The organism is Enterobacter sp. SM3 (assembly GCF_009811935.2).
Lineage (GTDB): Bacteria > Pseudomonadota > Gammaproteobacteria > Enterobacterales > Enterobacteriaceae > Enterobacter > Enterobacter asburiae_D.
In genome coordinates this window covers 4,369,851-4,396,055 of sequence record NZ_CP099971.1, presented here as the reverse complement: position 1 = coordinate 4,396,055, position 26,205 = coordinate 4,369,851, and the positions used below count along the sequence as shown (strand labels likewise).

Annotated in this window: 21 protein-coding genes, 2 tRNA genes and 4 rRNA genes; 13 read left to right on the top strand and 14 right to left on the bottom strand. The window is 52.6% G+C overall.

From position 1 onward, the window contains the following. Nucleotides 1–52 precede the first annotated feature (52 nt). Nucleotides 53–1,000: a methionyl-tRNA formyltransferase gene (fmt, locus tag GVO84_RS20595; RefSeq protein WP_121426093.1), complete on the bottom strand. Its 948-nt coding sequence runs from the start codon at nucleotides 998–1,000 to the stop codon at nucleotides 53–55. 25 nt (nucleotides 1,001–1,025) lie between these two features. Further along, nucleotides 1,026–1,535, bottom strand: a complete 510-nt coding sequence (def, locus tag GVO84_RS20590; protein WP_008503479.1) for a peptide deformylase — start codon at nucleotides 1,533–1,535, stop codon at nucleotides 1,026–1,028. 127 nt (nucleotides 1,536–1,662) lie between these two features. On the opposite strand from def, the gene dprA reads away from it, so the two are divergent. From dprA to GVO84_RS20560, 6 genes are read left to right on the top strand one after another with little or no spacing between them, the layout of a single operon-like run. Further along, nucleotides 1,663–2,787, top strand: a complete 1,125-nt coding sequence (dprA, locus tag GVO84_RS20585) for a DNA-protecting protein DprA (RefSeq protein ID WP_121426194.1) — start codon at nucleotides 1,663–1,665, stop codon at nucleotides 2,785–2,787. Then, nucleotides 2,759–3,232: a DUF494 family protein Smg gene (smg, locus tag GVO84_RS20580; protein WP_008503477.1), complete on the top strand. Its 474-nt coding sequence runs from the start codon at nucleotides 2,759–2,761 to the stop codon at nucleotides 3,230–3,232. The genes dprA and smg overlap by 29 nt, the downstream gene beginning before the upstream one ends. A 26-nt stretch (nucleotides 3,233–3,258) precedes the next feature. Then, nucleotides 3,259–3,813, top strand: a complete 555-nt coding sequence (locus GVO84_RS20575) for a DNA topoisomerase family protein (protein ID WP_032662341.1) — start codon at nucleotides 3,259–3,261, stop codon at nucleotides 3,811–3,813. Further along, entirely contained in the window at nucleotides 3,806–4,378 is a 573-nt protein-coding gene (gene tsaC / locus GVO84_RS20570) for an L-threonylcarbamoyladenylate synthase type 1 TsaC (protein ID WP_023309444.1), read from the top strand. The genes GVO84_RS20575 and tsaC overlap by 8 nt, the downstream gene beginning before the upstream one ends. A gap of 4 nt (nucleotides 4,379–4,382) precedes the next feature. Next, a complete protein-coding gene (aroE, locus tag GVO84_RS20565) occupies nucleotides 4,383–5,201 on the top strand; it encodes a shikimate dehydrogenase (protein ID WP_159515033.1) in 819 nt (272 codons plus the stop codon). Beyond that, on the top strand, nucleotides 5,198–5,446 hold the full coding sequence (locus tag GVO84_RS20560) for a DUF1488 domain-containing protein (protein WP_048976997.1): 249 nt from the start codon (nucleotides 5,198–5,200) through the stop codon (nucleotides 5,444–5,446). The genes aroE and GVO84_RS20560 overlap by 4 nt, the downstream gene beginning before the upstream one ends. Here GVO84_RS20560 and GVO84_RS20555 read toward each other — a convergent pair. Further along, the gene (locus GVO84_RS20555; RefSeq protein WP_029740647.1) at nucleotides 5,422–5,976 is read right to left on the bottom strand and encodes a gamma carbonic anhydrase family protein; all 555 of its coding nucleotides are present in this window, start codon (nucleotides 5,974–5,976) and stop codon (nucleotides 5,422–5,424) included. The genes GVO84_RS20560 and GVO84_RS20555 overlap by 25 nt on opposite strands. A 471-nt stretch (nucleotides 5,977–6,447) precedes the next feature. Between GVO84_RS20555 and GVO84_RS20550 the strand changes: the two genes are divergently transcribed. From GVO84_RS20550 to rrf (GVO84_RS20525), 6 genes are all read left to right on the top strand, one after another. After that, a 16S ribosomal RNA gene (locus tag GVO84_RS20550) occupies nucleotides 6,448–7,987 on the top strand. An 85-nt stretch (nucleotides 7,988–8,072) separates the two neighbouring features. Beyond that, nucleotides 8,073–8,148 (top strand) — tRNA-Glu (locus GVO84_RS20545). Nucleotides 8,149–8,341: 193 nt separating this feature from the next. After that, nucleotides 8,342–11,247, top strand: a 23S ribosomal RNA gene (locus GVO84_RS20540). Between the two features lie 75 nt (nucleotides 11,248–11,322). After that, nucleotides 11,323–11,438 (top strand): 5S ribosomal RNA (gene rrf / locus GVO84_RS20535). A gap of 14 nt (nucleotides 11,439–11,452) precedes the next feature. After that, a tRNA-Thr gene (locus tag GVO84_RS20530) sits at nucleotides 11,453–11,528 on the top strand. Nucleotides 11,529–11,571: 43 nt separating this feature from the next. Continuing rightward, a 5S ribosomal RNA gene (rrf, locus tag GVO84_RS20525) occupies nucleotides 11,572–11,687 on the top strand. Together the 16S, 23S and 5S rRNA genes with 2 tRNA genes alongside form the textbook arrangement of a ribosomal RNA operon. Before the next feature lie 106 nt (nucleotides 11,688–11,793). Here rrf (GVO84_RS20525) and GVO84_RS20520 read toward each other — a convergent pair. From GVO84_RS20520 to GVO84_RS20490, 7 genes are all read right to left on the bottom strand, one after another. Then, nucleotides 11,794–12,552, bottom strand: coding sequence for an amino acid ABC transporter ATP-binding protein (locus GVO84_RS20520; protein ID WP_014171880.1), 759 nt, complete (start codon nucleotides 12,550–12,552; stop codon nucleotides 11,794–11,796). Between the two features lie 7 nt (nucleotides 12,553–12,559). After that, the gene (locus tag GVO84_RS20515) at nucleotides 12,560–13,663 is read right to left on the bottom strand and encodes an amino acid ABC transporter permease (protein WP_159515678.1); all 1,104 of its coding nucleotides are present in this window, start codon (nucleotides 13,661–13,663) and stop codon (nucleotides 12,560–12,562) included. Between the two features lie 9 nt (nucleotides 13,664–13,672). Further along, nucleotides 13,673–14,854: an amino acid ABC transporter permease gene (locus tag GVO84_RS20510; RefSeq protein ID WP_159515032.1), complete on the bottom strand. Its 1,182-nt coding sequence runs from the start codon at nucleotides 14,852–14,854 to the stop codon at nucleotides 13,673–13,675. 67 nt (nucleotides 14,855–14,921) lie between these two features. Next, nucleotides 14,922–15,947 carry an amino acid ABC transporter substrate-binding protein gene (locus tag GVO84_RS20505; protein WP_159515031.1) on the bottom strand — a complete coding sequence of 342 codons (1,026 nt, stop codon included), beginning with the start codon at nucleotides 15,945–15,947 and terminating at the stop codon, nucleotides 14,922–14,924. A gap of 473 nt (nucleotides 15,948–16,420) precedes the next feature. After that, on the bottom strand, nucleotides 16,421–16,642 hold the full coding sequence (locus GVO84_RS20500; protein ID WP_008502867.1) for a lipoprotein: 222 nt from the start codon (nucleotides 16,640–16,642) through the stop codon (nucleotides 16,421–16,423). A 306-nt stretch (nucleotides 16,643–16,948) separates the two neighbouring features. Further along, nucleotides 16,949–20,062 (bottom strand): efflux RND transporter permease subunit, encoded by a 3,114-nt coding sequence (locus GVO84_RS20495; RefSeq protein WP_159515030.1) that lies wholly within the window; start codon nucleotides 20,060–20,062, stop codon nucleotides 16,949–16,951. Between the two features lie 11 nt (nucleotides 20,063–20,073). After that, on the bottom strand, nucleotides 20,074–21,213 hold the full coding sequence (locus GVO84_RS20490) for an efflux RND transporter periplasmic adaptor subunit (RefSeq protein ID WP_159515029.1): 1,140 nt from the start codon (nucleotides 21,211–21,213) through the stop codon (nucleotides 20,074–20,076). A gap of 388 nt (nucleotides 21,214–21,601) precedes the next feature. Here GVO84_RS20490 and envR point away from each other — a divergent pair, with 388 nt between their 5' ends. After that, nucleotides 21,602–22,321 (top strand): acrEF/envCD operon transcriptional regulator, encoded by a 720-nt coding sequence (envR, locus tag GVO84_RS20485; protein ID WP_159515028.1) that lies wholly within the window; start codon nucleotides 21,602–21,604, stop codon nucleotides 22,319–22,321. Here the strand turns inward: envR and GVO84_RS20480 are convergent. From GVO84_RS20480 to dusB, 4 genes are all read right to left on the bottom strand, one after another. Beyond that, nucleotides 22,237–24,318: a putative bifunctional diguanylate cyclase/phosphodiesterase gene (locus tag GVO84_RS20480; protein ID WP_159515027.1), complete on the bottom strand. Its 2,082-nt coding sequence runs from the start codon at nucleotides 24,316–24,318 to the stop codon at nucleotides 22,237–22,239. The genes envR and GVO84_RS20480 overlap by 85 nt on opposite strands. 139 nt (nucleotides 24,319–24,457) lie before the next feature. Beyond that, a complete protein-coding gene (locus tag GVO84_RS20475; protein ID WP_008502862.1) occupies nucleotides 24,458–24,622 on the bottom strand; it encodes a DUF2556 family protein in 165 nt (54 codons plus the stop codon). 177 nt (nucleotides 24,623–24,799) lie between these two features. Next, the gene (fis, locus tag GVO84_RS20470) at nucleotides 24,800–25,096 is read right to left on the bottom strand and encodes a DNA-binding transcriptional regulator Fis (RefSeq protein WP_000462905.1); all 297 of its coding nucleotides are present in this window, start codon (nucleotides 25,094–25,096) and stop codon (nucleotides 24,800–24,802) included. 23 nt (nucleotides 25,097–25,119) lie between these two features. Next, a complete protein-coding gene (dusB, locus tag GVO84_RS20465; RefSeq protein ID WP_136195022.1) occupies nucleotides 25,120–26,085 on the bottom strand; it encodes a tRNA dihydrouridine synthase DusB in 966 nt (321 codons plus the stop codon). Nucleotides 26,086–26,205 lie beyond the last annotated feature (120 nt).

Here is a 26,205-nt window from a genome sequence, read left to right as displayed (position 1 = left end):
AACCGTAAAAATAAAAATGCCCGGAAACACCGGGCCTTAAGGATAAATTTGCTCAGGCAAGACGATTGCCCGGAATAAACCATTCGCGACGGGAATTTAACAGATCCTGGGCGCTCATGGCCTTCTTACCGGCCGGTTGTAGCGATTCAAGATTCAGTATCCCTTGCGCAGTCGCCACCTGGATCCCGTTCTTGTTGGCGTCAACAATCGTACCGGGTTCAGCGGTGGTAGTACCGCTAATGACGGAAGCTTTCCAGACTTTCACCGGCTGTTCATCAATCTCCATCCAGCTCATTGGCCACGGATTAAAAGCGCGAATGCAGCGTTCAAGTTGAGCGGCTGACAGGGACCAGTCGATCCGCGCTTCTTCTTTGCTCAGTTTTTCGGCATACGTCACCAGTGCCTCATCCTGAACTTCCGGTTTCGCCGTATTGTCAGCCAGCTGCTGGAGCGTCTCGATAAGCCCTTGTGGACCGAGGTCTGCCAGTTTGTCATACAGCGTGGCGCTGGTATCGTCTGACGTAATGGGGCAGGCCAGTTTATACAGCATATCGCCGGTGTCTAAACCTACGTCCATCTTCATAATGGTAACGCCCGTTTCGACATCACCTGCCCACAGCGAGCGCTGGATAGGTGCAGCACCACGCCAGCGCGGGAGCAGAGACCCATGCACGTTGATGCACCCCAGGCGAGGCATATCGAGTACAGCTTTCGGCAAAATTAAACCGTAAGCCACCACCACCATTACGTCGGCATTCAGGTCAGCAACCAGCTGCTGATTTTCCTGTGGGCGTAACGATGCGGGCTGGAAAACGGGTAGCCCATGCTCTTCTGCCAGCACCTTTACTGGGCTCGGCATCAGTTTTTTGCCGCGACCTGCCGGACGGTCAGGCTGGGTAAAGACGCCAACAACCTGGTGACCAGAAGATAACAGCGCGTCAAGATGACGCGCTGCAAAATCAGGAGTTCCCGCGAAGATAATTCGTAGTGTTTTAGACACGATGATCCTTGTATCCGGGGGGACGTTATGCGCGAGAACGCAAACGATCCAGTTTTTCTACTTTCTGACGAATACGCTGCTGTTTCAGCGGCGAGAGATAATCGATAAACAGTTTACCGACCAGGTGATCCATCTCATGCTGAATACAAATCGCCAGCAGGTCGTCTGCTTCCAGTTCGAACGGATTACCGTCACGATCCAGGGCGCGAATTTTCACTTTTTCGGCACGCGGCACTAAAGCACGCTGTTCAGGAATGGACAGACAGCCTTCCTCAATACCGGTTTCGCCACTCTTTTCGAGCAACTCAGGGTTGATCAGCACCAGGCGGCCATCGCGATTTTCAGAAACATCAATCACGATAATACGCTTGTGAATGTCCACCTGCGTCGCCGCCAGGCCAATGCCTTCTTCGGCGTACATGGTATCGAACATATCATCAACGATACGCTGGATTTCTGCATTCACTTCTTTGACCGGTTCAGCGACGATGCGAAGGCGCTCGTCCGGAATATGTAACACTTGCAAAACTGCCATAAATTTCCAGAGTCGTGTTCAGGAGTTGATAAGAATACTCTCTCTATTCTAGACAAATCCCCCATCGATTGACAGCATCAGTGACCAATCGCAATGATTGCGGAGGCCGCTTATGGCAGGGGAAAGGATGACGTCTACCGAGATATGGCTACGGCTAATACACACAGGGTCTCTGTGTGGTGATGTAATGCTGGAAGCGGCTGCGCGACTGCAGAAGCAGGGAAACATCGATGCGCTCGTCGCCAGGAACGCCGGGCTGACAGCAAAGCAGGTTGAACGGTTCTTTGCGCCAGACGAGAGCGAGCTGGAACGTAGCCTGATGTGGCTTGAGCAGCCGGGAAATCACTTATTGACGGCCAACCATCCGCTTTATCCCCCTTTACTCCGAACGATTCCTGATTATCCCGGGGCTTTATTCGTAAAAGGTAACCCTGAGGCGCTTAATGCGGTTCAACTGGCGGTGGTAGGCAGTCGTGCGCCGTCATGGTACGGCGAGCGATGGGGGAAAATCCTGTGCGAACAACTGTCACAAAGCGGTTTCACGATCACCAGCGGGCTGGCCTGCGGTATTGACGGCGTTGCCCACGGCGCGGCGCTGTCAGTTAAAGGTCGAAGTGTAGCGGTGCTCGGGAACGGTCTTTTTAGCATTTATCCACGCCGACATCAGGCACTGGCGATGCGGCTTATTGAATCTGACGGCGCGATAGTGTCTGAGTTCCCGCTTTCCGCACAGCCGAGGCCAGCAAACTTTCCGCGTCGTAATCGCATTATCAGCGGGCTTAGCAAAGGTGTGCTGGTAGTTGAAGCGGCGCGAAGAAGCGGTTCGCTGGTCACGGCGCGATGCGCGCTCGAACAAGGGCGAGAAGTCTTCGCCTTGCCTGGTCCTATAGGCAACCCCGGATGCGAGGGTCCCCACTGGCTGATTAAGCAAGGGGCAACACCGGTAACGGAAGTAGGGGATATTCTTGAAAATTTGCAATATGGGTTGCAATGGCTGCAGGAAGATCCCGAAAAGCGACAATATTCATCAGATCAGGGAAAGGTGGCATTGCCATTTCCCAAGCTCCTGGCTAACGTAGGAGATGAGGTAACACCTGTTGACGTTGTCGCTGAACGTGCCGGCCAACCTGTGCCAGTAACGGTAGCACAGCTACTCGAACTGGAGTTAGCAGGGTGGATCGCAGCTGTACCCGGCGGCTATGTCCGATTAAGGAGGGCATGCCATGTTCGACGTACTGATGTATTTGTTTGAGACTTACATCCATAACGAAGCAGAAATGCGAGTGGATCAGGACAAATTGACACAGGATCTTACCGACGCGGGGTTTGAGCGGGAAGATATCTATAATGCGTTGATGTGGCTGGAAAAACTGGCTGATTATCAGGAAGGCCTCGCCGAACCGATGCAGCTTGCTTCTGACCCATTGTCAGTACGCATTTATACCGCAGAAGAGTGTGAAAGGCTGGACGCCAGCTGCCGGGGGTTCATCTTATTCCTTGAGCAGATTCAGGTGCTGAACCTCGAAACGAGAGAAATGGTGATAGAGCGCGTCATGGCGCTGGATACAGCAGAATTTGAACTGGAAGATCTCAAGTGGGTGATCCTGATGGTTCTGTTTAATATCCCGGGCTGTGAAAATGCCTATCAGCAAATGGAAGAATTACTCTTTGAAGTGAATGAAGGTATGCTGCACTAATTCAATGTGCAGCACCAAGAGTTGTTATGGCCAAATCAGCACTATTCACGGTGCATAAAAATGAGCCCTGCCCGCAGTGCGGGGCTGAACTTGTTATTCGGTCCGGGAAACACGGCCCGTTTCTCGGTTGTTCACACTATCCGGAATGTGATTATGTCCGTCCCCTGAAAAGCCAGGCGGATGGGCATATCGTTAAAATTCTGGAGGGGCAGTTTTGTCCAGTCTGCGGTGGTGAATTAGCCCTGCGTCAGGGGCGTTTCGGCATGTTTATTGGATGTAGCCGCTACCCGGAATGCGAACATACGGAACAAATTGATAAGCCTGATGAAACGGCAATTGCGTGCCCTCAGTGTCAGCGCGGTCAATTGGTACAGCGCCGCTCCCGTTATGGTAAGACCTTCCATTCATGCGATCGCTATCCTGAATGCCAGTTCGTTATCAATTTTAAACCGGTAGCGGGAACCTGCCCTCATTGCAATTATCCGCTACTCATAGAGAAGAAAACCGCGCAAGGCATGAAACGCTTCTGCGCCAGTAAACAATGTGGAAAGCCGGTTACGGCGGATCAAAATAGTGAATAATAACCTGCCATCAGGCTCCATTGCGCATGCAGTGGACGTACTGAAAAATGAAGAAGTCATCGCCTATCCAACTGAAGCTGTTTTTGGGGTCGGTTGCGATCCTGACAGCGAGACGGCAGTGAGCCGTCTGCTTGCCTTAAAACAAAGACCCGTCGAGAAAGGGCTGATTTTGATCGCTGCAAACTACGAGCAGCTTAAACCCTATATCGATGACTCCATGCTGACGCCGGCGCAGCGCGAGACTATCTTCTCGGCGTGGCCTGGACCGGTGACCTTCGTCTTCCCGGCGCAGCCGACAACGCCGCGCTGGTTAACCGGACGCTTTGATTCCCTCGCCGTTCGCGTAACTGACCATCCGCTGGTGGTTGAGCTGTGCCTGGCATTTGGTAAACCGCTGGTCTCAACCAGCGCCAACCTGACCGGATTGCCACCTTGTCGGACAACCGAAGAAGTGCTGGCGCAGTTCGGGAATGACTTCCCTGTTGCTGTCGGTGAAACGGGAGGGCGCCTGAATCCGTCTGAAATTCGCGACGCTTTGACCGGCGAACGTTTTCGCCAGGGGTAATCTCATGGAAACCTATGCTGTTTTTGGTAATCCGATTGCACACAGCAAATCACCGTTGATTCATCAGCAATTTGCGAAGCAGCTGCAGATAAACCATCCCTATGGTCGCGTACTGGCACCGGTGGATGCATTTATTCCAACGCTGGAGGCTTTTTTCGCTGCGGGCGGTAAAGGCGCTAATGTGACGGTCCCTTTTAAAGAGGAAGCCTTCGAGCGTGCAGATGAGCTGACCGAGCGCGCTTCACTGGCTGGTGCGGTCAATACCCTAAAACGGCTTGAGGATGGCCGCCTTTTGGGTGACAACACCGACGGAATTGGTTTACTTAGCGATCTGGAACGACTGTCGTTTATTAAGCCCGGATTCCGGGTCCTGCTGATTGGTGCGGGTGGCGCATCGCGGGGAGTACTGTTGCCTCTGCTTTCACTGGACTGCGCGGTGACCATTACCAACAGAACCTTTTCCCGCGCAGAAGCGCTGGCGGCGTTGTTTGCCCATACCGGCAGCGTGAGCGCGGTAGCGCTTGACGATCTTGCCGATCGTGAGTTCGATCTTGTCATCAACGCTACGTCCAGTGGCATTAATGGCGAGATCCCGGCAATTCCCGCTTCTCTGGTCAACGCGCATATGTACTTCTATGACATGTTTTATCAGAAAGGGAAAACGCCTTTCCTTAACTGGTGCGAACAACACGGCGCGAAACAGTTAGCCGATGGGCTGGGAATGCTGGTGGGTCAGGCCGCGCATGCGGTGCTGCTCTGGCATGGCGTGTTGCCTGCGGTCGAACCTGTCATTGAAAAGTTAAAGCAGGAGCTGTCGGCGTGAACCAGGCTATTCATTTCCCGGACAGAGAGAACTGGGATGAGAGTAAACAAGCGGTCTGTTTTCCGGTGCTGGTGCAGGGGATGCAACTTACCTGTGCCATTCATGGGGAAACGTTGTTACGTCGTTTTGGCGGTTCAGACCCGATAGCGGTATTTTGCGAAAATCGCTGGGATCTGGAAGAGGAAGCCAGCGATTTAATCCGCGAACAGCAGGAAGACGATCAGGGCTGGGTTTGGTTGTCCTGATCCAAATAGTCATTCTTCCAGTTAACGTAGTTGTTCGCCGAGTATTTTAACCCTTCGATCTCTGCCTCCTTCAGGGGGCGGATCTGTTTTACCGGGCTTCCCAGATAGAGATAGCCACTCTCCAGCCGTTTGTTCTGCGGGACCAGGCTACCGGCACCAATCATTACGTCATCTTCTACTATGACGCCATCCAGCAAAATCGACCCCATGCCAACAAGTACGCGATTTCCGATAGTGCAGCCGTGAAGCATCACTTTATGGCCGACGGTAACCTCTTCTCCAATGATGAGGGGATTGCCCTCCGGGTTATAGGAGGATTTGTGTGTAACATGCAGAACGCTACCGTCCTGAATATTGGTACGTGCACCAATCGACACATAGTTAACATCTCCCCTGATGGCGACGAGCGGCCAGATGCTGACGTCATCGGCCATTCGGACATCACCAATCACTACGCTGCTGGCATCGATCATCACGCGATCGCCTTTTTGGGGGAACAGATCTTTATAAGGACGTAATACTGCGGGCATATCTACCTCTAACAATGAGCACTATACAGAAGACTTTGATCATAGTAATGGATCGAGACAAGGCAAAATACGTCAATATTTAAGCAGATCGGGCGGGATTTCAGCGAAAAGCGCGGAAAATCAGCAGTCGGAAAAAAAGATCTAAAAAATACTTGTGCTAAAAAATGGGATCCCTATAATGCGCCTCCATCGACACGGCGGATGTGAATCACTTCACAAACAACCCGGTCGGTTGAAGAGAAAAAATCCTGAAATAACGGGTTGACTCTGAAAGAGGAAAGCGTAATATACGCCACCTCGCAACGGTGAGCGAAAGCCGCGTTGCACTGCTCTTTAACAATTTATCAGACAATCTGTGTGGGCACTCAAAGTGACATGGATTCTTAATGTCTTCGGACAATAAATGAATACCAAGTCTCTGAGTGAACATACGTAATTCATTACGAAGTTTAATTCACGAGCATCAAACTTAAATTGAAGAGTTTGATCATGGCTCAGATTGAACGCTGGCGGCAGGCCTAACACATGCAAGTCGAGCGGTAGCACAGGGAGCTTGCTCCTGGGTGACGAGCGGCGGACGGGTGAGTAATGTCTGGGAAACTGCCTGATGGAGGGGGATAACTACTGGAAACGGTAGCTAATACCGCATAACGTCGCAAGACCAAAGAGGGGGACCTTCGGGCCTCTTGCCATCAGATGTGCCCAGATGGGATTAGCTAGTAGGTGGGGTAACGGCTCACCTAGGCGACGATCCCTAGCTGGTCTGAGAGGATGACCAGCCACACTGGAACTGAGACACGGTCCAGACTCCTACGGGAGGCAGCAGTGGGGAATATTGCACAATGGGCGCAAGCCTGATGCAGCCATGCCGCGTGTATGAAGAAGGCCTTCGGGTTGTAAAGTACTTTCAGCGGGGAGGAAGGCGATAAGGTTAATAACCTTGTCGATTGACGTTACCCGCAGAAGAAGCACCGGCTAACTCCGTGCCAGCAGCCGCGGTAATACGGAGGGTGCAAGCGTTAATCGGAATTACTGGGCGTAAAGCGCACGCAGGCGGTCTGTCAAGTCGGATGTGAAATCCCCGGGCTCAACCTGGGAACTGCATTCGAAACTGGCAGGCTAGAGTCTTGTAGAGGGGGGTAGAATTCCAGGTGTAGCGGTGAAATGCGTAGAGATCTGGAGGAATACCGGTGGCGAAGGCGGCCCCCTGGACAAAGACTGACGCTCAGGTGCGAAAGCGTGGGGAGCAAACAGGATTAGATACCCTGGTAGTCCACGCCGTAAACGATGTCGACTTGGAGGTTGTTCCCTTGAGGAGTGGCTTCCGGAGCTAACGCGTTAAGTCGACCGCCTGGGGAGTACGGCCGCAAGGTTAAAACTCAAATGAATTGACGGGGGCCCGCACAAGCGGTGGAGCATGTGGTTTAATTCGATGCAACGCGAAGAACCTTACCTACTCTTGACATCCAGAGAACTTTCCAGAGATGGATTGGTGCCTTCGGGAACTCTGAGACAGGTGCTGCATGGCTGTCGTCAGCTCGTGTTGTGAAATGTTGGGTTAAGTCCCGCAACGAGCGCAACCCTTATCCTTTGTTGCCAGCGGTCCGGCCGGGAACTCAAAGGAGACTGCCAGTGATAAACTGGAGGAAGGTGGGGATGACGTCAAGTCATCATGGCCCTTACGAGTAGGGCTACACACGTGCTACAATGGCGCATACAAAGAGAAGCGACCTCGCGAGAGCAAGCGGACCTCATAAAGTGCGTCGTAGTCCGGATTGGAGTCTGCAACTCGACTCCATGAAGTCGGAATCGCTAGTAATCGTAGATCAGAATGCTACGGTGAATACGTTCCCGGGCCTTGTACACACCGCCCGTCACACCATGGGAGTGGGTTGCAAAAGAAGTAGGTAGCTTAACCTTCGGGAGGGCGCTTACCACTTTGTGATTCATGACTGGGGTGAAGTCGTAACAAGGTAACCGTAGGGGAACCTGCGGTTGGATCACCTCCTTACCTTAAAGAACCTGCCTTTGTAGTGCTCACACAGATTGTCTGATGAAAAGTAAATAGCAAGGCGTCTTGCGATTGAGACTTCAGTGTCCCCTTCGTCTAGAGGCCCAGGACACCGCCCTTTCACGGCGGTAACAGGGGTTCGAATCCCCTAGGGGACGCCACTTGCTGGTTCGTGAGTGAAAGTCACCTGCCTTAATATCTCAAAACTCATCTTCGGGTGACGTTTGAGATATTTGCTCTTTAAAAATCTGGATCAAGCTGAAAATTGAAACGACACATCTTTAATGGTGTGTTCGAGTCTCTCAAATTTTCGCAATTTGATGATGAATCGAAAGAAACATCTTCGGGTTGTGAGGTTAAGCGACTAAGCGTACACGGTGGATGCCCTGGCAGTCAGAGGCGATGAAGGACGTGCTAATCTGCGAAAAGCGCCGGCGAGGTGATATGAACCTTTGACCCGGCGATGTCCGAATGGGGAAACCCAGTGTGTTCCGACACACTATCGTTAACTGAATACATAGGTTAACGAGGCGAACCGGGGGAACTGAAACATCTAAGTACCCCGAGGAAAAGAAATCAACCGAGATTCCCCCAGTAGCGGCGAGCGAACGGGGAGCAGCCCAGAGTCTGAATCAGCTTGTGTGTTAGTGGAAGCGTCTGGAAAGTCGCACGGTACAGGGTGACAGTCCCGTACACGAAAATGCACAGGTTGTGAACTCGAAGAGTAGGGCGGGACACGTGGTATCCTGTCTGAATATGGGGGGACCATCCTCCAAGGCTAAATACTCCTGACTGACCGATAGTGAACCAGTACCGTGAGGGAAAGGCGAAAAGAACCCCGGCGAGGGGAGTGAAAAAGAACCTGAAACCGTGTACGTACAAGCAGTGGGAGCACCTTCGTGGTGTGACTGCGTACCTTTTGTATAATGGGTCAGCGACTTATATTCTGTAGCAAGGTTAACCGTATAGGGGAGCCGAAGGGAAACCGAGTCTTAACTGGGCGTTAAGTTGCAGGGTATAGACCCGAAACCCGGTGATCTAGCCATGGGCAGGTTGAAGGTTGGGTAACACTAACTGGAGGACCGAACCGACTAATGTTGAAAAATTAGCGGATGACTTGTGGCTGGGGGTGAAAGGCCAATCAAACCGGGAGATAGCTGGTTCTCCCCGAAAGCTATTTAGGTAGCGCCTCGTGAACTCATCTTCGGGGGTAGAGCACTGTTTCGGCTAGGGGGCCATCCCGGCTTACCAACCCGATGCAAACTACGAATACCGAAGAATGTTATCACGGGAGACACACGGCGGGTGCTAACGTCCGTCGTGAAGAGGGAAACAACCCAGACCGCCAGCTAAGGTCCCAAAGTCATGGTTAAGTGGGAAACGATGTGGGAAGGCACAGACAGCCAGGATGTTGGCTTAGAAGCAGCCATCATTTAAAGAAAGCGTAATAGCTCACTGGTCGAGTCGGCCTGCGCGGAAGATGTAACGGGGCTAAACCATGCACCGAAGCTGCGGCAGCGACACTTAGGTGTTGTTGGGTAGGGGAGCGTTCTGTAAGCCGTTGAAGGTGTCCTGTGAGGGGTGCTGGAGGTATCAGAAGTGCGAATGCTGACATAAGTAACGATAATGCGGGTGAAAAGCCCGCACGCCGGAAGACCAAGGGTTCCTGTCCAACGTTAATCGGGGCAGGGTGAGTCGACCCCTAAGGCGAGGCCGAAAGGCGTAGTCGATGGGAAACAGGTTAATATTCCTGTACTTGGTGTTACTGCGAAGGGGGGACGGAGAAGGCTATGTTAGCCGGGCGACGGTTGTCCCGGTTTAAGCATGTAGGCGGAACGATTAGGTAAATCCGGTCGTTTATTAACGCTGAGGTGTGATGACGAGGCACTACGGTGCTGAAGTAACAAATGCCCTGCTTCCAGGAAAAGCCTCTAAGCATCAGGTAACATCAAATCGTACCCCAAACCGACACAGGTGGTCAGGTAGAGAATACCAAGGCGCTTGAGAGAACTCGGGTGAAGGAACTAGGCAAAATGGTGCCGTAACTTCGGGAGAAGGCACGCTGATATGTAGGTGAAGCCCCTGCGGGTGGAGCTGAAATCAGTCGAAGATACCAGCTGGCTGCAACTGTTTATTAAAAACACAGCACTGTGCAAACACGAAAGTGGACGTATACGGTGTGACGCCTGCCCGGTGCCGGAAGGTTAATTGATGGGGTTAGCGGTAACGCGAAGCTCTTGATCGAAGCCCCGGTAAACGGCGGCCGTAACTATAACGGTCCTAAGGTAGCGAAATTCCTTGTCGGGTAAGTTCCGACCTGCACGAATGGCGTAATGATGGCCAGGCTGTCTCCACCCGAGACTCAGTGAAATTGAACTCGCTGTGAAGATGCAGTGTACCCGCGGCAAGACGGAAAGACCCCGTGAACCTTTACTATAGCTTGACACTGAACACTGGTCCTTGATGTGTAGGATAGGTGGGAGGCTTTGAAGCGTGGACGCCAGTCTGCGTGGAGCCGCCCTTGAAATACCACCCTTTAATGGCTGGTGTTCTAACGTAGACCCGTAATCCGGGTTGCGGACAGTGTCTGGTGGGTAGTTTGACTGGGGCGGTCTCCTCCCAAAGAGTAACGGAGGAGCACGAAGGTTAGCTAATCCTGGTCGGACATCAGGAGGTTAGTGCAATGGCATAAGCTAGCTTGACTGCGAGAGTGACGGCTCGAGCAGGTGCGAAAGCAGGTCATAGTGATCCGGTGGTTCTGAATGGAAGGGCCATCGCTCAACGGATAAAAGGTACTCCGGGGATAACAGGCTGATACCGCCCAAGAGTTCATATCGACGGCGGTGTTTGGCACCTCGATGTCGGCTCATCACATCCTGGGGCTGAAGTAGGTCCCAAGGGTATGGCTGTTCGCCATTTAAAGTGGTACGCGAGCTGGGTTTAGAACGTCGTGAGACAGTTCGGTCCCTATCTGCCGTGGGCGCTGGAGAATTGAGGGGGGCTGCTCCTAGTACGAGAGGACCGGAGTGGACGCATCACTGGTGTTCGGGTTGTCATGCCAATGGCATTGCCCGGTAGCTAAATGCGGAAAAGATAAGTGCTGAAAGCATCTAAGCACGAAACTTGCCCCGAGATGAGTTCTCCCTGACTCCTTGAGAGTCCTGAAGGAACGTTGAAGACTACGACGTTGATAGGTCGGGTGTGTAAGCGCAGCGATGCGTTGAGCTAACCGATACTAATGAACCGTGAGGCTTAACCTTACAACGCCGAAGCTGTTTCGGCGAAGAGAGACAGACAGTCAAATTTCAGCTTTGATACAGATTTAACAGAATTTGCCTGGCGGCTTTAGCGCGGTGGTCCCACCTGACCCCATGCCGAACTCAGAAGTGAAACGCCGTAGCGCCGATGGTAGTGTGGGGTCTCCCCATGTGAGAGTAGGGAACTGCCAGGCATCAAATTTAGCGTGCTGATATGGCTCAGTTGGTAGAGCGCACCCTTGGTAAGGGTGAGGTCCCCAGTTCGACTCTGGGTATCAGCACCACTTTATACTTAGGTTAAAGTTCGGCAAGAAGTAAAAGAATTTGTCTGGCGGCTTTAGCGCGGTGGTCCCACCTGACCCCATGCCGAACTCAGAAGTGAAACGCCGTAGCGCCGATGGTAGTGTGGGGTCTCCCCATGTGAGAGTAGGGAACTGCCAGACATCAAATAAGTGAGAAGGCCATCCGAAAGGATGGCCTTTTTGCGTTTATGCGCAGAAAAAACGGTAGGCCGGGTAAGGCGAAGCCGCCACCCGGCAGAGCAAACGACTAATGAATCACCTGCGACAGGAATGCTCGCGTGCGTTCTGACTTCGGATGCGCAAAGAACTCATCCGGCGGTGCCTGCTCAACAATCTCCCCGCGATCCATAAAGATCACCCGGTCGGCCACGGTTCGCGCAAACCCCATCTCATGTGTCACACACAGCATGGTCATACCGGATTGCGCCAGCCCAATCATGGTGTCCAGAACCTCTTTCACCATTTCCGGATCCAGGGCAGATGTCGGTTCATCAAACAGCATAATTTTCGGTTTCATGCACAGCGAACGGGCGATAGCCACACGCTGCTGTTGGCCGCCCGATATCTGGCCAGGAAACTTATTGGCATGCTCGGCGATACGTACGCGCTCGAGGTAGTGCATGGCTAATGCCTCCGCTTCCTTTTTCGGCATCTTTCGTACCCAAATTGGCGCAAGCGTACAGTTCTGCAGAACGGTCAGGTGCGGAAACAGATTAAAGTGCTGAAATACCATTCCCACTTCCTGACGTACGCGTTCGATATTGCGGATATCTTCATTCAGCTCGATGCCATCAACCACAATGCGTCCTTGCTGATGTTCTTCAAGATGATTAATACAGCGAATGGTCGTGGATTTCCCGGAGCCAGAAGGGCCGCAAAGGACAATGCGTTCTCCCTGCTTTACCTTAAGATTAATGTCCTTCAGGACATGAAATTGTCCGTACCATTTATTCACATTTTCCAGCGTAATCATCGCGTCGGCGGGTGTCATAGTTATTTGGCTCATAATTTCCTCAGTGCGGTGTACGCCCGGTGTTAAAGCGCTTTTCCAGATGCTGGCTGTAGCGCGACATGCTAAAACAAAAGATCCAGTAGATCAGAGCTGCAAAGACATATCCTTCGGTGGACATACCCAGCCAGACAGGGTCAACGGTTGCCTGTTGCACGCTGCTAAAGAGATCGAACAATCCAATGATGATCACCAGGCTGGTATCCTTGAAGAGGGCAATGATCGTGTTGACCAGACCCGGGATGACCAGCTTGAGTGCTTGGGGAAGAATGACCAGTCCTTGCGTTTTCCAGTAACCGAGAGCCAGTGATTCCGCCGCTTCGTACTGGCCTTTAGGTAACGCCTGCAAACCACCTCGCACAACTTCAGCGACATAGGCGGACTGGAAGAGAATCACCCCCACCAGGGCACGGATCAGCTTGTCGATAGTGGTACCTTCTGCCATAAACAGCGGCAGCATGACCGACGACATAAACAGAACGGTGATAAGCGGTACGCCGCGCCAGAACTCAATGAAGATAACGGAGAGCACACGGACGATCGGCATTTTTGAACGCCGTCCCAGAGCCAGTAAAATCCCCCACGGTAGCGCACCGGCTATCCCCACTGAAGCGATAATCAGCGTCAGAGTCAGCCCGCCCCACTGGCGTGTTTCAACGCGTTCCAGCCCCAGGAAACCGCCATACAACAGCGCCCAGACAATAATCGGATAAACCACTGCCCAGGCGGCAATATAGCGTCCACGATGAGGCAGCTTTTTCCAGAACATGGCCGCGACAGAAAGCAGGCCGATAACCAGCGCCAGATTAATCCGCCAGCGCTGTTCATGGGGATACAATCCATACATGAACTGGCCGAAGCGCTCATGAATAAACACCCAGCAGGCGCCGGCTTTTGTACAGTCTGCTCGGGTTGAACCGACCCAGTTGGCCTGTAAAAACGCCCAGTTCAGCAGGGGAGGAATCAATTCCCACATGAGCCACAGGCAGACAATCGTCAGCAGGCTGTTACTCCAGCTGGAGAACAGATTCTTACGCGCCCAGAGAATAAAACGTACACCTGTCGAGTTGGCTGGGCGCGAGGAGTGCGACAGTATCGCTTTTGTCATCATAGTTCCTTAGCGCTCGACCAGTGCTATACGGCGGTTATAAAGGTTCATCAGCAGTGAAATCACCAGGCTGATGATCAGATAGACAGACATCGTGATGGCGATGGTTTCAATGGCTTGTCCGGTCTGGTTAAGCACGGTTCCGGCGAAGAGTGACACCATATCCGGGTAGCCAATGGCAGCGGCCAGCGACGAGTTTTTGACAATATTGAGATACTGGCTGGTCAGGGGCGGAATGATGACCCTTAAAGCCTGCGGAATGATGACCTGGCGAAGCGTCACGGTATGGGGTAATCCCAGTGAGCGTGCCGCCTCGTGCTGTCCATAAGGTACGGCCTGTATCCCTGCACGGATAATCTCGGCGATAAAAGCGGAGGTATAAATCGACAGTGCCAGCGTCAGGGCTGCCAGCTCGGGAATTAATACCATCCCGCCCTGAAAGTTAAAGCCACGCAGATGTGGAATGTCCCAGTGCAGCGCGGCCCCAAACAGCCACTGTGCGATCAGCGGCAGGCTAACGATCAGGACAACAGCCGTGGGCCAGGTTCTCCGGAGCTGACCGGTTTTGATCTGATGTTTGCGGTTAAAACGGAATACCCCAGCAGAGAGAGCAATTGCTATCACAATCGCGCCGATGAAAGCGTACAGGCCTTCACCCGCCAGGGGAGAAGGGATGGACAACCCACGGTTACTCAGGAAAAACAGCTCAAACGCGTCGACGGCCTGGCGGGGACCGGGAAGGTTACGCAGTACGGCGAAATACCAGAAGAAAATCTGCAGGAGCGGGGGGATATTGCGGAACGTCTCAATATAAACAGTCGACAGTTTCCGCAGGAGCCAGTTTTCAGAAAGACGCGCCAGGCCAATAAAGAAGCCCAGTATCGACGCGAAGACGATACAAAGCGCCGATACCAACAGCGTATTCAGTAAACCGACTACGAACACGCGTCCGTACGTGTCACCTTCCTGGTAATCAATAAGGTGCTGAACAATACCAAACCCCGCGCTGCGATCTAAAAACGCGAAACCGGAAGTAATGCCGCGATTATTCAGGTTGGTGATGGTGTTATGGATGAGATACACGGCGATGAGAACAACCGCAACAATAGCAATAATCTGGAATAGCCAGGCGCGGACCGCGGGATGAGAAAAGGATAGCGATCCTTTTACGGCTGAGCGGCGATGGGACATAAAGAAACCTCAGTAACCATGACTCTGGAGTGGGCACTGCATGAGCAGTGCCCGTTACAGCTATGACTTAACGTACAGGTGGCGCGTACTGAATACCGCCGTTGTTCCAGAGATTGTTCTGGCCGCGTTTGATCTTCAGCGGGCTTTCCGATCCCACGTTGCGCTCAAAGATCTCAGAGTAGTTGCCCACCTGTTTGATGATGTTGTAAGCCCACTTGTTATCCAGCTTCAGATCCTTACCGAAATCACCTTCTTTACCGAGCAGGTGTGCCATATCCGGGTTGGATGGCTTAGCGGCTTTCTCATCAACGTTTTTAGAGTTGATGCCCATCTCTTCTGCGTTCAGCATGGCAAACAGCGTCCAGCGAACAATGGAGAACCAGTCTTCATCGCCGCGACGAACGACGGGGCCGAGAGGTTCTTTGGAGATGACTTCAGGCAGGACAATCCACTCTGCCGGGTTGCTCAGCTTAATACGTAAGGCATACAGCTGTGACTGGTCAGAGGCCAGCGTGTCGCAACGGCCGGATTCCAGCGCTTTGGCCGATTCATCCGAGCGGTCGAATGTCACCGGGGTGTATTTCATGTTGTTTGCTTTGAAATAATCCGCGACGTTCAGCTCGGTATCGGTGCCCGCCTGGATACAAACGGTGGCGCCATCCAGTTCTTTGGCGCTTTTCAGGCCAGCTTTATTGTGGGTCAGGAAGCCGATGCCGTCATAATAGGTCACGCCCGTAAATGACATCCCCATGCCTGCATCACGGGAGGAAGTCCAGGTGGTATTACGGGAGAGCATGTCGACCTCGCCGGACTGCAGCGCCGTAAAGCGTTCTTTCGCCGTCAGCGGGGTGTATTTTACTTTGCTGTCATCGCCAAAAACGGCGGCTGCAACGCCACGGCAGACATCCACATCAATACCGGTAAATTTGCCGTTCGCATCGGCATAAGAGAAGCCAGGCAAACCGTCACTGATACCACATTGAACAAAACCTTTCTTTTTAACGGCATCCAGTGTCGTTCCCGCATGGGCTTGACCGGCTACGGCAAACAACATGCCTGCAGCGGTAAGGCTGGCTATCATCGTCTTTTTCATAATGCATCCTGTGTGGCGAAATTTATCGTTATAGAGGCGTTTTTAAACGCTTAACCTGTCTGTGGCTTTGGCCAACGTTTATAAAGCAAACGTAATGCCAGTTTTGCGTTCGACAAAATAAGAGACGAGTGAACGCTTAATGCTGAGTGTAGACAGGCTTAAATAAATCGAGCGCCCCGAAACGGTGCGAAATTACAACCTGTGCCACAAATCGGAGCAAAAGTTTTGAGCCGGGTCAGGAAAAAGAGGAGATAGTTTCCAGGGTGAATATTGGCAGGGTATTCAATAATATTAATGTGTGAAAATCATCACGATAGAATAAGTAATTTGAATGAGTATGCGAAAAACTTGTGACTGACTTCAGGCTTAGATTAATTACGTGAATAAATACGGGGCTATTTTTTTACTTATTTGAAAATACTGCACTCATTAAAAGCAAAAGCGCGGCCAGAGCCGCGCTTTCTCAACAGATGTTACTTCGTCAGGGCAACAATACCCAGCGTCAAACCCGCTACTGCGGCAGCACCGCCGGCGATAGCACCCGCGGTCTCCCAGTTATCCTGGGTGGTGCCTTTCATACAGGTATTGGTATGAACCAGTCGGCCCTGGTCGTCGTAAACCGGTACACATGGAGAGTCGTGCGCGCAACCAGCAAGCAGCGCAGCGAGAAGTGCAACGGAAATGAATCTTTTCATGATGTTACCTCAGTATTATTTCTCATCCGCTATAAAGCCAGGAGGGCTATTAACGAACTGGAGGTTATTTTACCACCGGGGTAAGTCCTCGTTACACGAGGAATAATCTCAAATTATGTAGTTTGTAAAAATCGTGGAGAAAAGTCGGTTTCAGGAGAAATTTATGGAGACATTATGAAGAGGTAAAAGAGTGTTTTTACTTAATGCAAATCATCCTATTTTTAACAATGCCTTTATGTAAAGCCTAATTCATTGTTTATGTTAAAAATAAAAAAAAGGCACCAGAGGTGCCTTTTCTGGGGAACATTACTCTTTATGGTGAGTAAACCGTCGCCGAACAACCACAAAGAAGACGGGCACGAAGAAAATCGCCAGAAGCGTTGCGGAAAGCATTCCCCCCATAACGCCCGTACCGACGGCGTTTTGCGCGCCGCTCCCGGCACCGGTGCTGATCACCAGCGGCATGACGCCAAGGATAAAGGCCAGAGACGTCATCAGGATCGGTCGAAGGCGCATCCTGGAAGCTTCCAGCGTGGCTTCAATAATGCCTTTGCCTTCTTTATCCATCAGGTCTTTAGCAAATTCGACGATCAGGATGGCATTTTTAGCCGACAAACCAATCGTCGTCAGCAGGCCGACCTGGAAATAGACGTCATTATTTAACCCGCGCAGCGACGCTGCGAGAAGCGCCCCAATGACACCCAGCGGTACAACCAGCATAACGGAGAACGGAATGGACCAGCTTTCATACAGCGCTGCCAGACACAGGAACACCACGATCAGTGAAATGGCGTACAGCGCAGGCGCCTGATTACCCGAGAGCCGCTCCTGATAAGACATCCCCGTCCAGTCATAGCCGATACCGGAAGGCAGTTTTGCCGCGAGACTTTCCATCATAACCATGGCCTCACCGGTACTTTTACCCGGGGCTGATTCACCCAGGATCTCCATCGAGGGCATCCCGTTATAGCGCTCCAGGCGAGGTGAGCCATAGAACCAGTGAGCGTTGCTGAAGGCGGAGAACGGGACCATCTCCCCATTCGCGCTGCGCACGTAAAGGTTGTTAATATCGCCTGGCAACATACGGAATTTTGCGTCAGCCTGTACGTAGACCTTTTTCACTCGCCCATGATCGATAAAGTCGTTCACATAGGTGCCACCTAAGGCCGTCGAAATCGTCTGGTTGACGTCAGAAAGACTGACGCCCAGCGCCTGCGCTTTCTCCTGATCGACATCCAGCTTGAACTGAGGCGTATCTTCAAGACCGTTAGGGCGCACGCGAACCAGCAGGTCAGGGTGCTCTTTCACCATGCTGAGCAGTTGGTTACGCGCCTGCGTCAGCTGGGTATGCCCCAGGTTAGCCTGATCGATCAATTCAAAGTCGAAGCCCGTGGCGGTACCCAGCTCGATAATTGCAGGCAGGTTAAACGGGAACACAAGGCCATCTTTAATCTGACTGAAGGCTTTCGTCGCGCGACCCACAATGGCTTCGACGCCATTTTCCGACCCCGGGCGCTCCTCCCAGGGCTTCAGGCTGACGAATGCAATACCGGAGTTCTGACCCTGGCCGCTAAAGCTAAAGCCGTTTACGGTAAAGACGGATTCAACGTTCGCCTTCTCTTTGTTCAGATAGTAATCCTGAACCTGGTCGAGGACCTGCTGAGTACGCGTCTGGGTTGCACCTGCCGGGAGCTGAACCATCGTCATAAATACCCCCTGATCCTCTTCGGGCAGGAAGGAGGTGGGCAAGCGCAGGAAAAGCACCGCCATGCCACCGACAATAATGACGTACACCACCAGATAGCGCCCTGTCTTACGCAAAATACCGCTCACGCTGTTGCTGTAGTGCTCCACGCTTTTATCAAAGAGCGCATTAAACCAGCCGAAGAAGCCACCTTTTTTCTCATGATGGTCGCCGGATATGGGCTTCAGCAACGTTGCACAGAGTGCGGGCGTCAGGATTAGCGCAACCAGTACGGACAAGGCCATAGCGGAAACAATAGTCAGCGAGAACTGGCGATAGATTGCCCCCGTCGAGCCGCCAAAAAAGGCCATCGGAATAAAGACCGCCGAGAGCACCATGGCGATCCCCACCAGTGCGCCCTGGATCTGCTCCATCGACTTCTGCGTGGCCTCTTTCGGCGGCAGCTTGTCCTCGACCATGACACGTTCAACGTTCTCAACGACCACAATAGCGTCATCGACCAGCAGACCTATCGCCAGCACCATGCCGAACATCGTCAGGGTATTGATGGAGAAACCAAACGCCGCCAGAACCGCGAAGGTACCCAGCAGAACGACCGGCACCGCGATAGTCGGGATGAGCGTCGCGCGCAGGTTTTGCAGGAACAGGTACATGACCAGGAAGACGAGAACAATCGCTTCAAACAGGGTCTTCACCACTTCGTGGATGGAGATTTTCACAAAAGGCGTGGTGTCATAGGGATAGACAACTTTCAGCCCCTGTGGGAAGAACTGCTGCAGCTGCGCCAGCTTGCTCTTAATGGCTGCCGCGGTGTCCAGTGCGTTTGCCCCGGTTGCCAGCTTAATCCCCAGACCGGTTGCCGCCTGCCCGTTGATTTTAGTGACCATGTTGTAGTTTTCGCCACCCAGCTCAATGCGAGCCACGTCCTTCAGATGAACCATCGAGCCGTCCTGGTTCACCTTAAGCGTCACGCGGCCAAACTCCTCCGGTGATTTCAGGCGGGTTTGCGCGATGATCGAGGCATTCAGCTGCTGCCCTGGAATGGACGGTGTTCCGCCCAGCTGGCCTGCCGCTATCTGATCGTTCTGGGTTTTCAGCTGGTTGATAATATCCAGCGGCGTCAGCTGGTATTTGTTCATCGCGTTGCTGTCGAGCCAGATGCGCATCGCATACTGAGCGCCAAACAGCTGAACGTCACCGACGCCAGACGTTCGGCTGATGGCATCTTTGACGTTTGAGGCGACATAGTCAGAGATGTCATTCTGCGTGAGGCTTTTGTTGTCTGAAACAAAACCGGCGACCAGCAGGAAGCTGCTGCTGGATTTCTCCACGCCAATCCCTTGCTGCTGAACCTCTTGCGGCAGCAGCGGCATGGCGAGCTGCAGCTTGTTCTGCACCTGCACCTGAGCGATGTCCGGGTCGGTTCCTGACTCGAAGGTCAGGGTGATAGTGACGTTACCCGCTGAATCGCTGGTGGAGGACATATACATCAGGTTATCGATACCGTTCATGTTCTGTTCGATAACCTGGGTCACGGTATCCTGCACCGTTTGAGCATCCGCTCCCGGGTAGGTCGCGGATATCGCCACGGCGGGAGGGGCGATTGTCGGATACTGTGCGACGGGAAGTTTGAGAATGGCCAGCCCGCCTGCAATCATCAAAATGATGGCAAGTACCCAGGCGAAAACCGGCCTCTGAATAAAGAAATTAGCCATGTCGTCATCCCTTAACCGGCTGGAGTCGTGATGGTATCCGGCGTGGCGACGACGGTTACCCCCGGTTTGACTTTCTGTAGCCCGCTGACAATCACGCGGTCACCGTTTTTCAGCCCTTCCGTCACCAGCCAGCGATCGCCAATTGCCTGAGGGGCGACGACGGTACGCGGCTCAACCTGGTTTTTATCGTTCACCACCAGGACGGTTGCATCGCCTCGTGGTGTACGGGTCACGCCTTGCTGAGGAACCAGAATCGCTTCCGGCTGGGTGCCTTCATCGATGCGGGCGCGAACAAACATGCCGGGTAACAGCAGATGCTGAGGGTTCGGGAAAATGGCGCGCAGGGTAATCGAGCCGGTACTTTCATCGACCGTGACGTCAGAGAACTGCAACGTGCCTTTCAGCGGATAGGGCTGCCCGTTTTCCATCAGCAGCTCAACGCTGCTGGCGGTATCGCCTTTTTGCAGGCTCGTCTGTTTGAGGCGCATAAAATCATTACTGGACTGGGTGACGTCGACATAAATCGGATCGAGCTGCTGGACCGTTGCCAGCGCTGCGGCCTGCCCATTCGTCACCAGCGCCCCTTCGGTCACGCTGGATTTCCCGATACGACCATCAACAGGAGAGGTCACTTTGGTGTAGGCAAGGTTGATACGTGCGCTTTCAACGCCGGCTTTTGCGGCCACCACGCTGGCATCTGCCTGCTGAGCCGTCGCCACGGCCTGGTCATACTCCTGCTTACTGACATACTGGGTGCCTACCAGCGGGAGATAACGTTTCACCGTCAGGTGCGCAATATTGGCCGCAGCCTGAGCCTTCGCCAGTTCGCCTTTCGCGCTGTCATAGGCCGCCTGATAGGTCGCGGGATCAATCTGGTAAAGTGACTCACCCGCTTTTACATCGCTACCTTCTGCGAAGTTGCGGCGAAGGATAATACCGCTAACCTGAGGACGAACCTCCGCAACGCGAAATGCATCTGTTCTGCCCGGGAGTTCAGTGGTGACAGCCAGAGGCGCGCTTTTCACAATATGCACGCTGACCTGAGGCGCCTGCAGGTGTTGTTGTTGATTTTCCTGACCATCGCATCCAGTGAGCAGTACCGCGCAGACAATGAAACCAGATAAGGGCAAGCGTCTGAAATGATTCGTCATTACTGTTCCTTTAAATACCCATTAACCGATATATGTCGCGAACCGGTAGCTGGGGCAGAGGGATAAAAAATAAAATGTAGCTGCGTATAATAATGAGGGTATTTAATGTTTTTTAATTTATAAGTGCGAATGACCATGCTTGTAGAAAAAAATCAGAATCAGACCTGATCCATTCGGGGGTATACTTCAGGCATGTTAATCAGGTAAATGCATTTAATGTTGTCTAATTATTCACTTCATGAATTTAATTTATTCGATGTATTTGCATTAATTATAAATTAAGAAGATTGACTTTTTTTGTGCAAAATTAAAACGGATTTTAGTGAATAATTACATTTGCATGAACGCAATATTACCTTTAAACCTTGTGAGTAACGAGTAGTTACCTATGGCGCGTAAAAAGAAAGAAGAGGCTCAACAAACCCGGCAGCAGCTGATTGAGGCGGCTATCGGACAGTTTGCGACGCGTGGCGTAGCCAGCACGACGCTGACGGATATCGCTGATGCTGCTAAGGTGACGCGCGGCGCGATCTACTGGCACTTCACCAGTAAATCAGAAATATTTAATGCCATCTGGGAACAGCAATTACCGCTTCGCGACATTATTCGCGACAGGCTTTCCCTTTCCGATAGCGACGACCCGTTGTTAAAACTTCGTGAGCAATTTATTACCGCGCTGCAGTATATTGCCCATGAACCCCGGCAATGTGCGCTTTTACAAATTCTGTATCATAAGTGTGAATTTAGCAGTGATATGATTTCAGAGCGTGAAATCAGAAACCGCATTGGATTCAATGATGACACGCTACGCGCAATGCTGGAGACCTGTATTTCGCGCAATATCATTTCGCCACAGGTGAATGTTGATCTCACCTTGATTGTATTCCACGGTTTTTTTAGCGGAATAATTAAAAACTGGTTAATGAATAATGACAGTTTTAATCTTTATCAGCAGGCGCCCGCTCTGGTCGATAGCATACTGGCGACACTCCCTGTCATTCGCGTGTCGCCTGATGAGGATGCTTACAGCTCAGCGCCAGGTAACATTTCTCCCCGGGCACAAAGTGCTTCTATAGTCTGCGCGCTCGCGGGTTTACCTAACAGATAGCCCTGAAGGGTGTTACAGCCCAGCTCGGTTAAAAAGGCCTGCTGCGCTTCAGTTTCCACACCTTCAGCCACGACTTTCAGGTTAAGTGTTTTAGCGAGGGCCACAATCGCTGAGACAATAGTGGCATCCTCGCTTTCGCCGCTGAGCTCTTTCACGAACGCCCTGTCGATTTTCAATTCACAGGCCGGTAAGCGCTTGAGATACAGCAGGCTCGAATATCCGGTGCCAAAATCATCAATGGAGGCCTTCACGCCCGCATCCGTCAGCTCTGTCAGCACCCGTACGCTCTCATCAGGGTTGCTCATCGCCGTGGTTTCCGTCACTTCGAGGATCAACATTTCCGGTGGTACATGGTGAAGTGCCAGGCAGTCGAGAACCGTTTTAACCAGCGAAGGTTGTTCAAACTGCAGTGTCGACAGGTTTACCGCCATTGACCAGCTTTGATGCCCCTGAAGATGCCATTCCCGCAGCTGGCGACAGGCTTCATTAATCACCCAGTTGCCAATGGGGATGATCAGCCCCGTTTTTTCCGCCAGCGGCAGAAAAAGTTCTGGCGTCAGTAACCCCTGCTTAGGATGCTGCCAGCGCAATAGCGCCTCGAATCCGAGGACTGGGCCCGCCGGGGCATGAAATTTTGGCTGATACAGCAGGCGCAGCTCATTGCGATCGATCGCCATCCACAGATCGTTCATTAGCTGGAGATGGGTCTGCGCCAGGGTGTTCATGGAGGGCTGGAAAAAGTGGTAACCGTTACGGCCCATATGCTTCGTGTGATACATCGCCGCGTCGGCGTTAAACATCAGCTCACGCTCGGTTTTACCGTCGTGAGGATACAGCGCGATACCAATGCTGAGGGTCACCACCAGTTCATAGGGGCCAAGATTGAATGGGCTATCGATCGCGCGGACCAGCGAATTCGCCAGCGATGCCGCATCGTCCGGACCTTCACCCTCTGCCAGCAGAACAAACTCATCACCGCCGATACGTGCAAGGGTGAACTGGCCTTTCAGGAGAAGCAGCAGACGCTGCGTAACGGCGACCAGCAGCCTGTCACCGACATCATGGCCGTAGGCGTCATTGATGGCTTTAAAGCCGTCGAGATCCATGAACATCAGGGCAAAATGGTTCCCTTCACGATCGGCTTTGCTGATGGCCTGATCGAGTCTGTCTTCCAGCAGAATACGGTTGGGCAGACGCGTCAGGGTATCGTGCAGCGCCAGCTGAGCGAGTTCCCGGTTAGCTTCTGCCAGCGAAGAAGCCAGAAGGGCGGTACGTGCCTGAAGGCGGGCATCCAGCATCGACACCAGCAGGGTGATCCCAAGAATAGAGAGCGCGACGACGCTGACCAGCACCGCCAGCCAGCTCCCGTTAATCCCCTCATGATGAACCATTGTGGACATGGGAAACTGCGCCGCTTTCATCCCGGCATAGTGCATACCGGCAATGGCAATCCCCATCGTGATCGCGGCTCCCATGCGCATCAGCACGACCTGTGCGGCTTCGCGACGCAGGCGGAAGGTTAGCCATAATGCTGCGAGCGAAGCGGCAAGCGCAATCACGACCGAAATGGCCACCCAGACCTTGTCCCAGATAATCCCCGGCATAACTTCCAGCGCCGCCATGCCGGTGTAATGCATGGCAACAATACCGCTCCCCATCACCAGCGCGCCGGGCAGCAGTCGGCGCAAGCGTAATTGCTCGCAGCTCACGAGCCATAGCGCAAACAGCGACGAACCCACGGCGATGACCATGGATAACACCGTCAGGGTGGCGTTGTAGCTCATGCTCATGGAGAGATCCATCGCCAGCATGCCGATAAAATGCATGGCCCACACGCCAATACCCATTGCAATACCGCCCCCAGCCAGCCAGACGCGGGCAGCGACGCCCTCACTCCCGGCGACGCGTGCAGCCATGTTCAGCGCGGTATACGCCGCAAGGATGGCAACAACAAAGGAGAGGACGACAAGGATATGGTTGTATTGGCTGACCAGCATGGACGGTTCTACTCGAGTGTGGGGTTACGCTAGAGCGGTTGAGAAGGGCGAGACATTATCACCGTCAGGTAATGGCTCAAAGGGATTTAAATCCCCGTTTTTAGTGGGTAATAACGGGGTGGCTTGCGCAATCTGGCGGTTAGTCGAGCTCGGAGCAGTTCACGAGTTTCAGCGGGTTGACGGAGTTCATATTGCGACACTTATCGGTTTCGGTGCTCATCAGTTCAATCCACTGCATCAGGAGTGCATCGAAAATGAGAACGGAGATTGCAAAGACAACCAGCCACCAGTATTTACGAATCATTGTGTCATTCCGCGAGAAGAACGCCAGTAAGGTGGGGGAAATATACACGAAAAACCGTGGTTGAAAAGCGGGAGAAGCGAAGGTTTACAATGCGTTGACGGAGAGGCACAGGTAATAAAAAAGGCGCTTCCCCATGCCGAAGAGCGCCTTTTTAAACAAGCATTTAACTGATTAGTATCAGTTCATGCCGTATTTTTTCAGTTTCTTACGCAGAGTACCACGGTTGATACCCATCATCAGCGCAGCGCGGGTTTGGTTACCGCGGGTGTATTGCATCACCATGTCCAACAGTGGCTGTTCAACTTCAGCCAGTACCAGCTCATACAGGTCATTAACATCCTGACCGTTCAGTTGAGCAAAATAGTTCTTCAGTGCCTGTTTAACCGAGTCACGCAGGGGCTTTTGAGTTACCTGGTCCTGAGAGTTAACGGTAGAAACGGTCAGTACGTCAGAATTTACGCGTTGTTCGAACATAGTTCTGTCAGCTCTTTATTTCATTACGCAAGATTTTCGAAGTATGCCTCCAACGCCTCCAGCTGTACGCTGGCATCCTCTATGGCGTTGAATGTGCGCCGAAACTGGTCATCTGGAGCGTGCTCCTGGAGATACCAGGAGACGTGTTTACGCGCAATTCGGTACCCTTTTGCATGACCGTAGTGGTCATGCAGTTCCCGAACATGCGAACAAAGCAAGCGCTTAACCTCTGCCAGAGGCAGCGGGGCAAGCAGCTCCCCAGTGTCCAGATAATGCTGGATTTCCCGGAAGATCCAGGGTCTTCCCTGAGCGGCACGTCCTATCATCAGAGCATCAGCTCCCGTATAGTCGAGTACAGCTCTGGCTTTAAGCGGGTCAGTTATGTCGCCATTCGCGATAATCGGAATGGAAACTTTCTGCTTAACTGCCCGAATGCTGTCGTATTCAGCTTCACCGTTGAACAAACAGGCGCGAGTGCGTCCATGAATGGTCAGGGCCTGAATGCCACAGTCTTCGGCCAGTTGGGCAATCTCTACACAGTTACGGTGTTCCGGCGACCAACCCGTGCGAATCTTCAACGTAACAGGAACGTCCACTGCGCTGACAACCGCCGTCAGGATAGCTTTCACCTGGTCGGGGTATTGCAGAAGGGCTGAACCTGCAAGCTTGCGATTCACCTTTTTGGCCGGGCACCCCATATTGATATCAATAATCTGGGCACCACTTTCCACGTTAATCCGCGCGGCATCTGCCATCTCTTCAGGCACGCTTCCGGCAATTTGCACGGTGCGAATACCTGGTTCATCAACGTGCACCATCCGAAGGCGGGATTTATCGCTTTCCCAAACCTGCGGGTTAGACGACATCATCTCGGATACGGTTAAACCGGCTCCCATCTCATAGCACAGCGTCCTGAACGGCCGGTCGGTAATACCTGCCATAGGGGCTGCGATCAGGCGATTTCTAAGCTGGTGGTGTCCGATGCGCATGAGTTAAGAAATGACCATACTGTGACTGCAAGGCGGCGTATATTACGCATTTTTTGCACGAGATGAAAGGCCAAACTTTGAACAATCCACTGTTGTAGATCAAGGAATCGCCGCTCAATC

Bases quoted from the DNA above. Each gene is read 5' to 3' on its own strand.
- def (WP_008503479.1), bottom strand. From the start codon at position 1,535: ATGGCAGTTTTGCAAGTGTTACATATTCCGGACGAGCGCCTTCGCATC.
- GVO84_RS20490 (WP_159515029.1), bottom strand. From the start codon at position 21,213: ATGACGAATCATTTCAGACGCTTGCCCTTATCTGGTTTCATTGTCTGC.
- GVO84_RS20515 (WP_159515678.1), bottom strand. From the start codon at position 13,663: ATGACAAAAGCGATACTGTCGCACTCCTCGCGCCCAGCCAACTCGACA.
- GVO84_RS20505 (WP_159515031.1), bottom strand. From the start codon at position 15,947: ATGAAAAAGACGATGATAGCCAGCCTTACCGCTGCAGGCATGTTGTTT.
- GVO84_RS20555 (WP_029740647.1), bottom strand. From the start codon at position 5,976: ATGCCCGCAGTATTACGTCCTTATAAAGATCTGTTCCCCCAAAAAGGC.
- GVO84_RS20495 (WP_159515030.1), bottom strand. From the start codon at position 20,062: ATGGCTAATTTCTTTATTCAGAGGCCGGTTTTCGCCTGGGTACTTGCC.
- GVO84_RS20480 (WP_159515027.1), bottom strand. From the start codon at position 24,318: ATGCTGGTCAGCCAATACAACCATATCCTTGTCGTCCTCTCCTTTGTT.
- smg (WP_008503477.1), top strand. From the start codon at position 2,759: ATGTTCGACGTACTGATGTATTTGTTTGAGACTTACATCCATAACGAA.
- fis (WP_000462905.1), bottom strand. From the start codon at position 25,096: ATGTTCGAACAACGCGTAAATTCTGACGTACTGACCGTTTCTACCGTT.
- aroE (WP_159515033.1), top strand. From the start codon at position 4,383: ATGGAAACCTATGCTGTTTTTGGTAATCCGATTGCACACAGCAAATCA.
- GVO84_RS20510 (WP_159515032.1), bottom strand. From the start codon at position 14,854: ATGTCCCATCGCCGCTCAGCCGTAAAAGGATCGCTATCCTTTTCTCAT.
- GVO84_RS20475 (WP_008502862.1), bottom strand. From the start codon at position 24,622: ATGATTCGTAAATACTGGTGGCTGGTTGTCTTTGCAATCTCCGTTCTC.
- GVO84_RS20520 (WP_014171880.1), bottom strand. From the start codon at position 12,552: ATGAGCCAAATAACTATGACACCCGCCGACGCGATGATTACGCTGGAA.
- envR (WP_159515028.1), top strand. From the start codon at position 21,602: ATGGCGCGTAAAAAGAAAGAAGAGGCTCAACAAACCCGGCAGCAGCTG.
- dprA (WP_121426194.1), top strand. From the start codon at position 1,663: ATGACGTCTACCGAGATATGGCTACGGCTAATACACACAGGGTCTCTG.
- GVO84_RS20500 (WP_008502867.1), bottom strand. From the start codon at position 16,642: ATGAAAAGATTCATTTCCGTTGCACTTCTCGCTGCGCTGCTTGCTGGT.
- dusB (WP_136195022.1), bottom strand. From the start codon at position 26,085: ATGCGCATCGGACACCACCAGCTTAGAAATCGCCTGATCGCAGCCCCT.
- GVO84_RS20575 (WP_032662341.1), top strand. From the start codon at position 3,259: ATGGCCAAATCAGCACTATTCACGGTGCATAAAAATGAGCCCTGCCCG.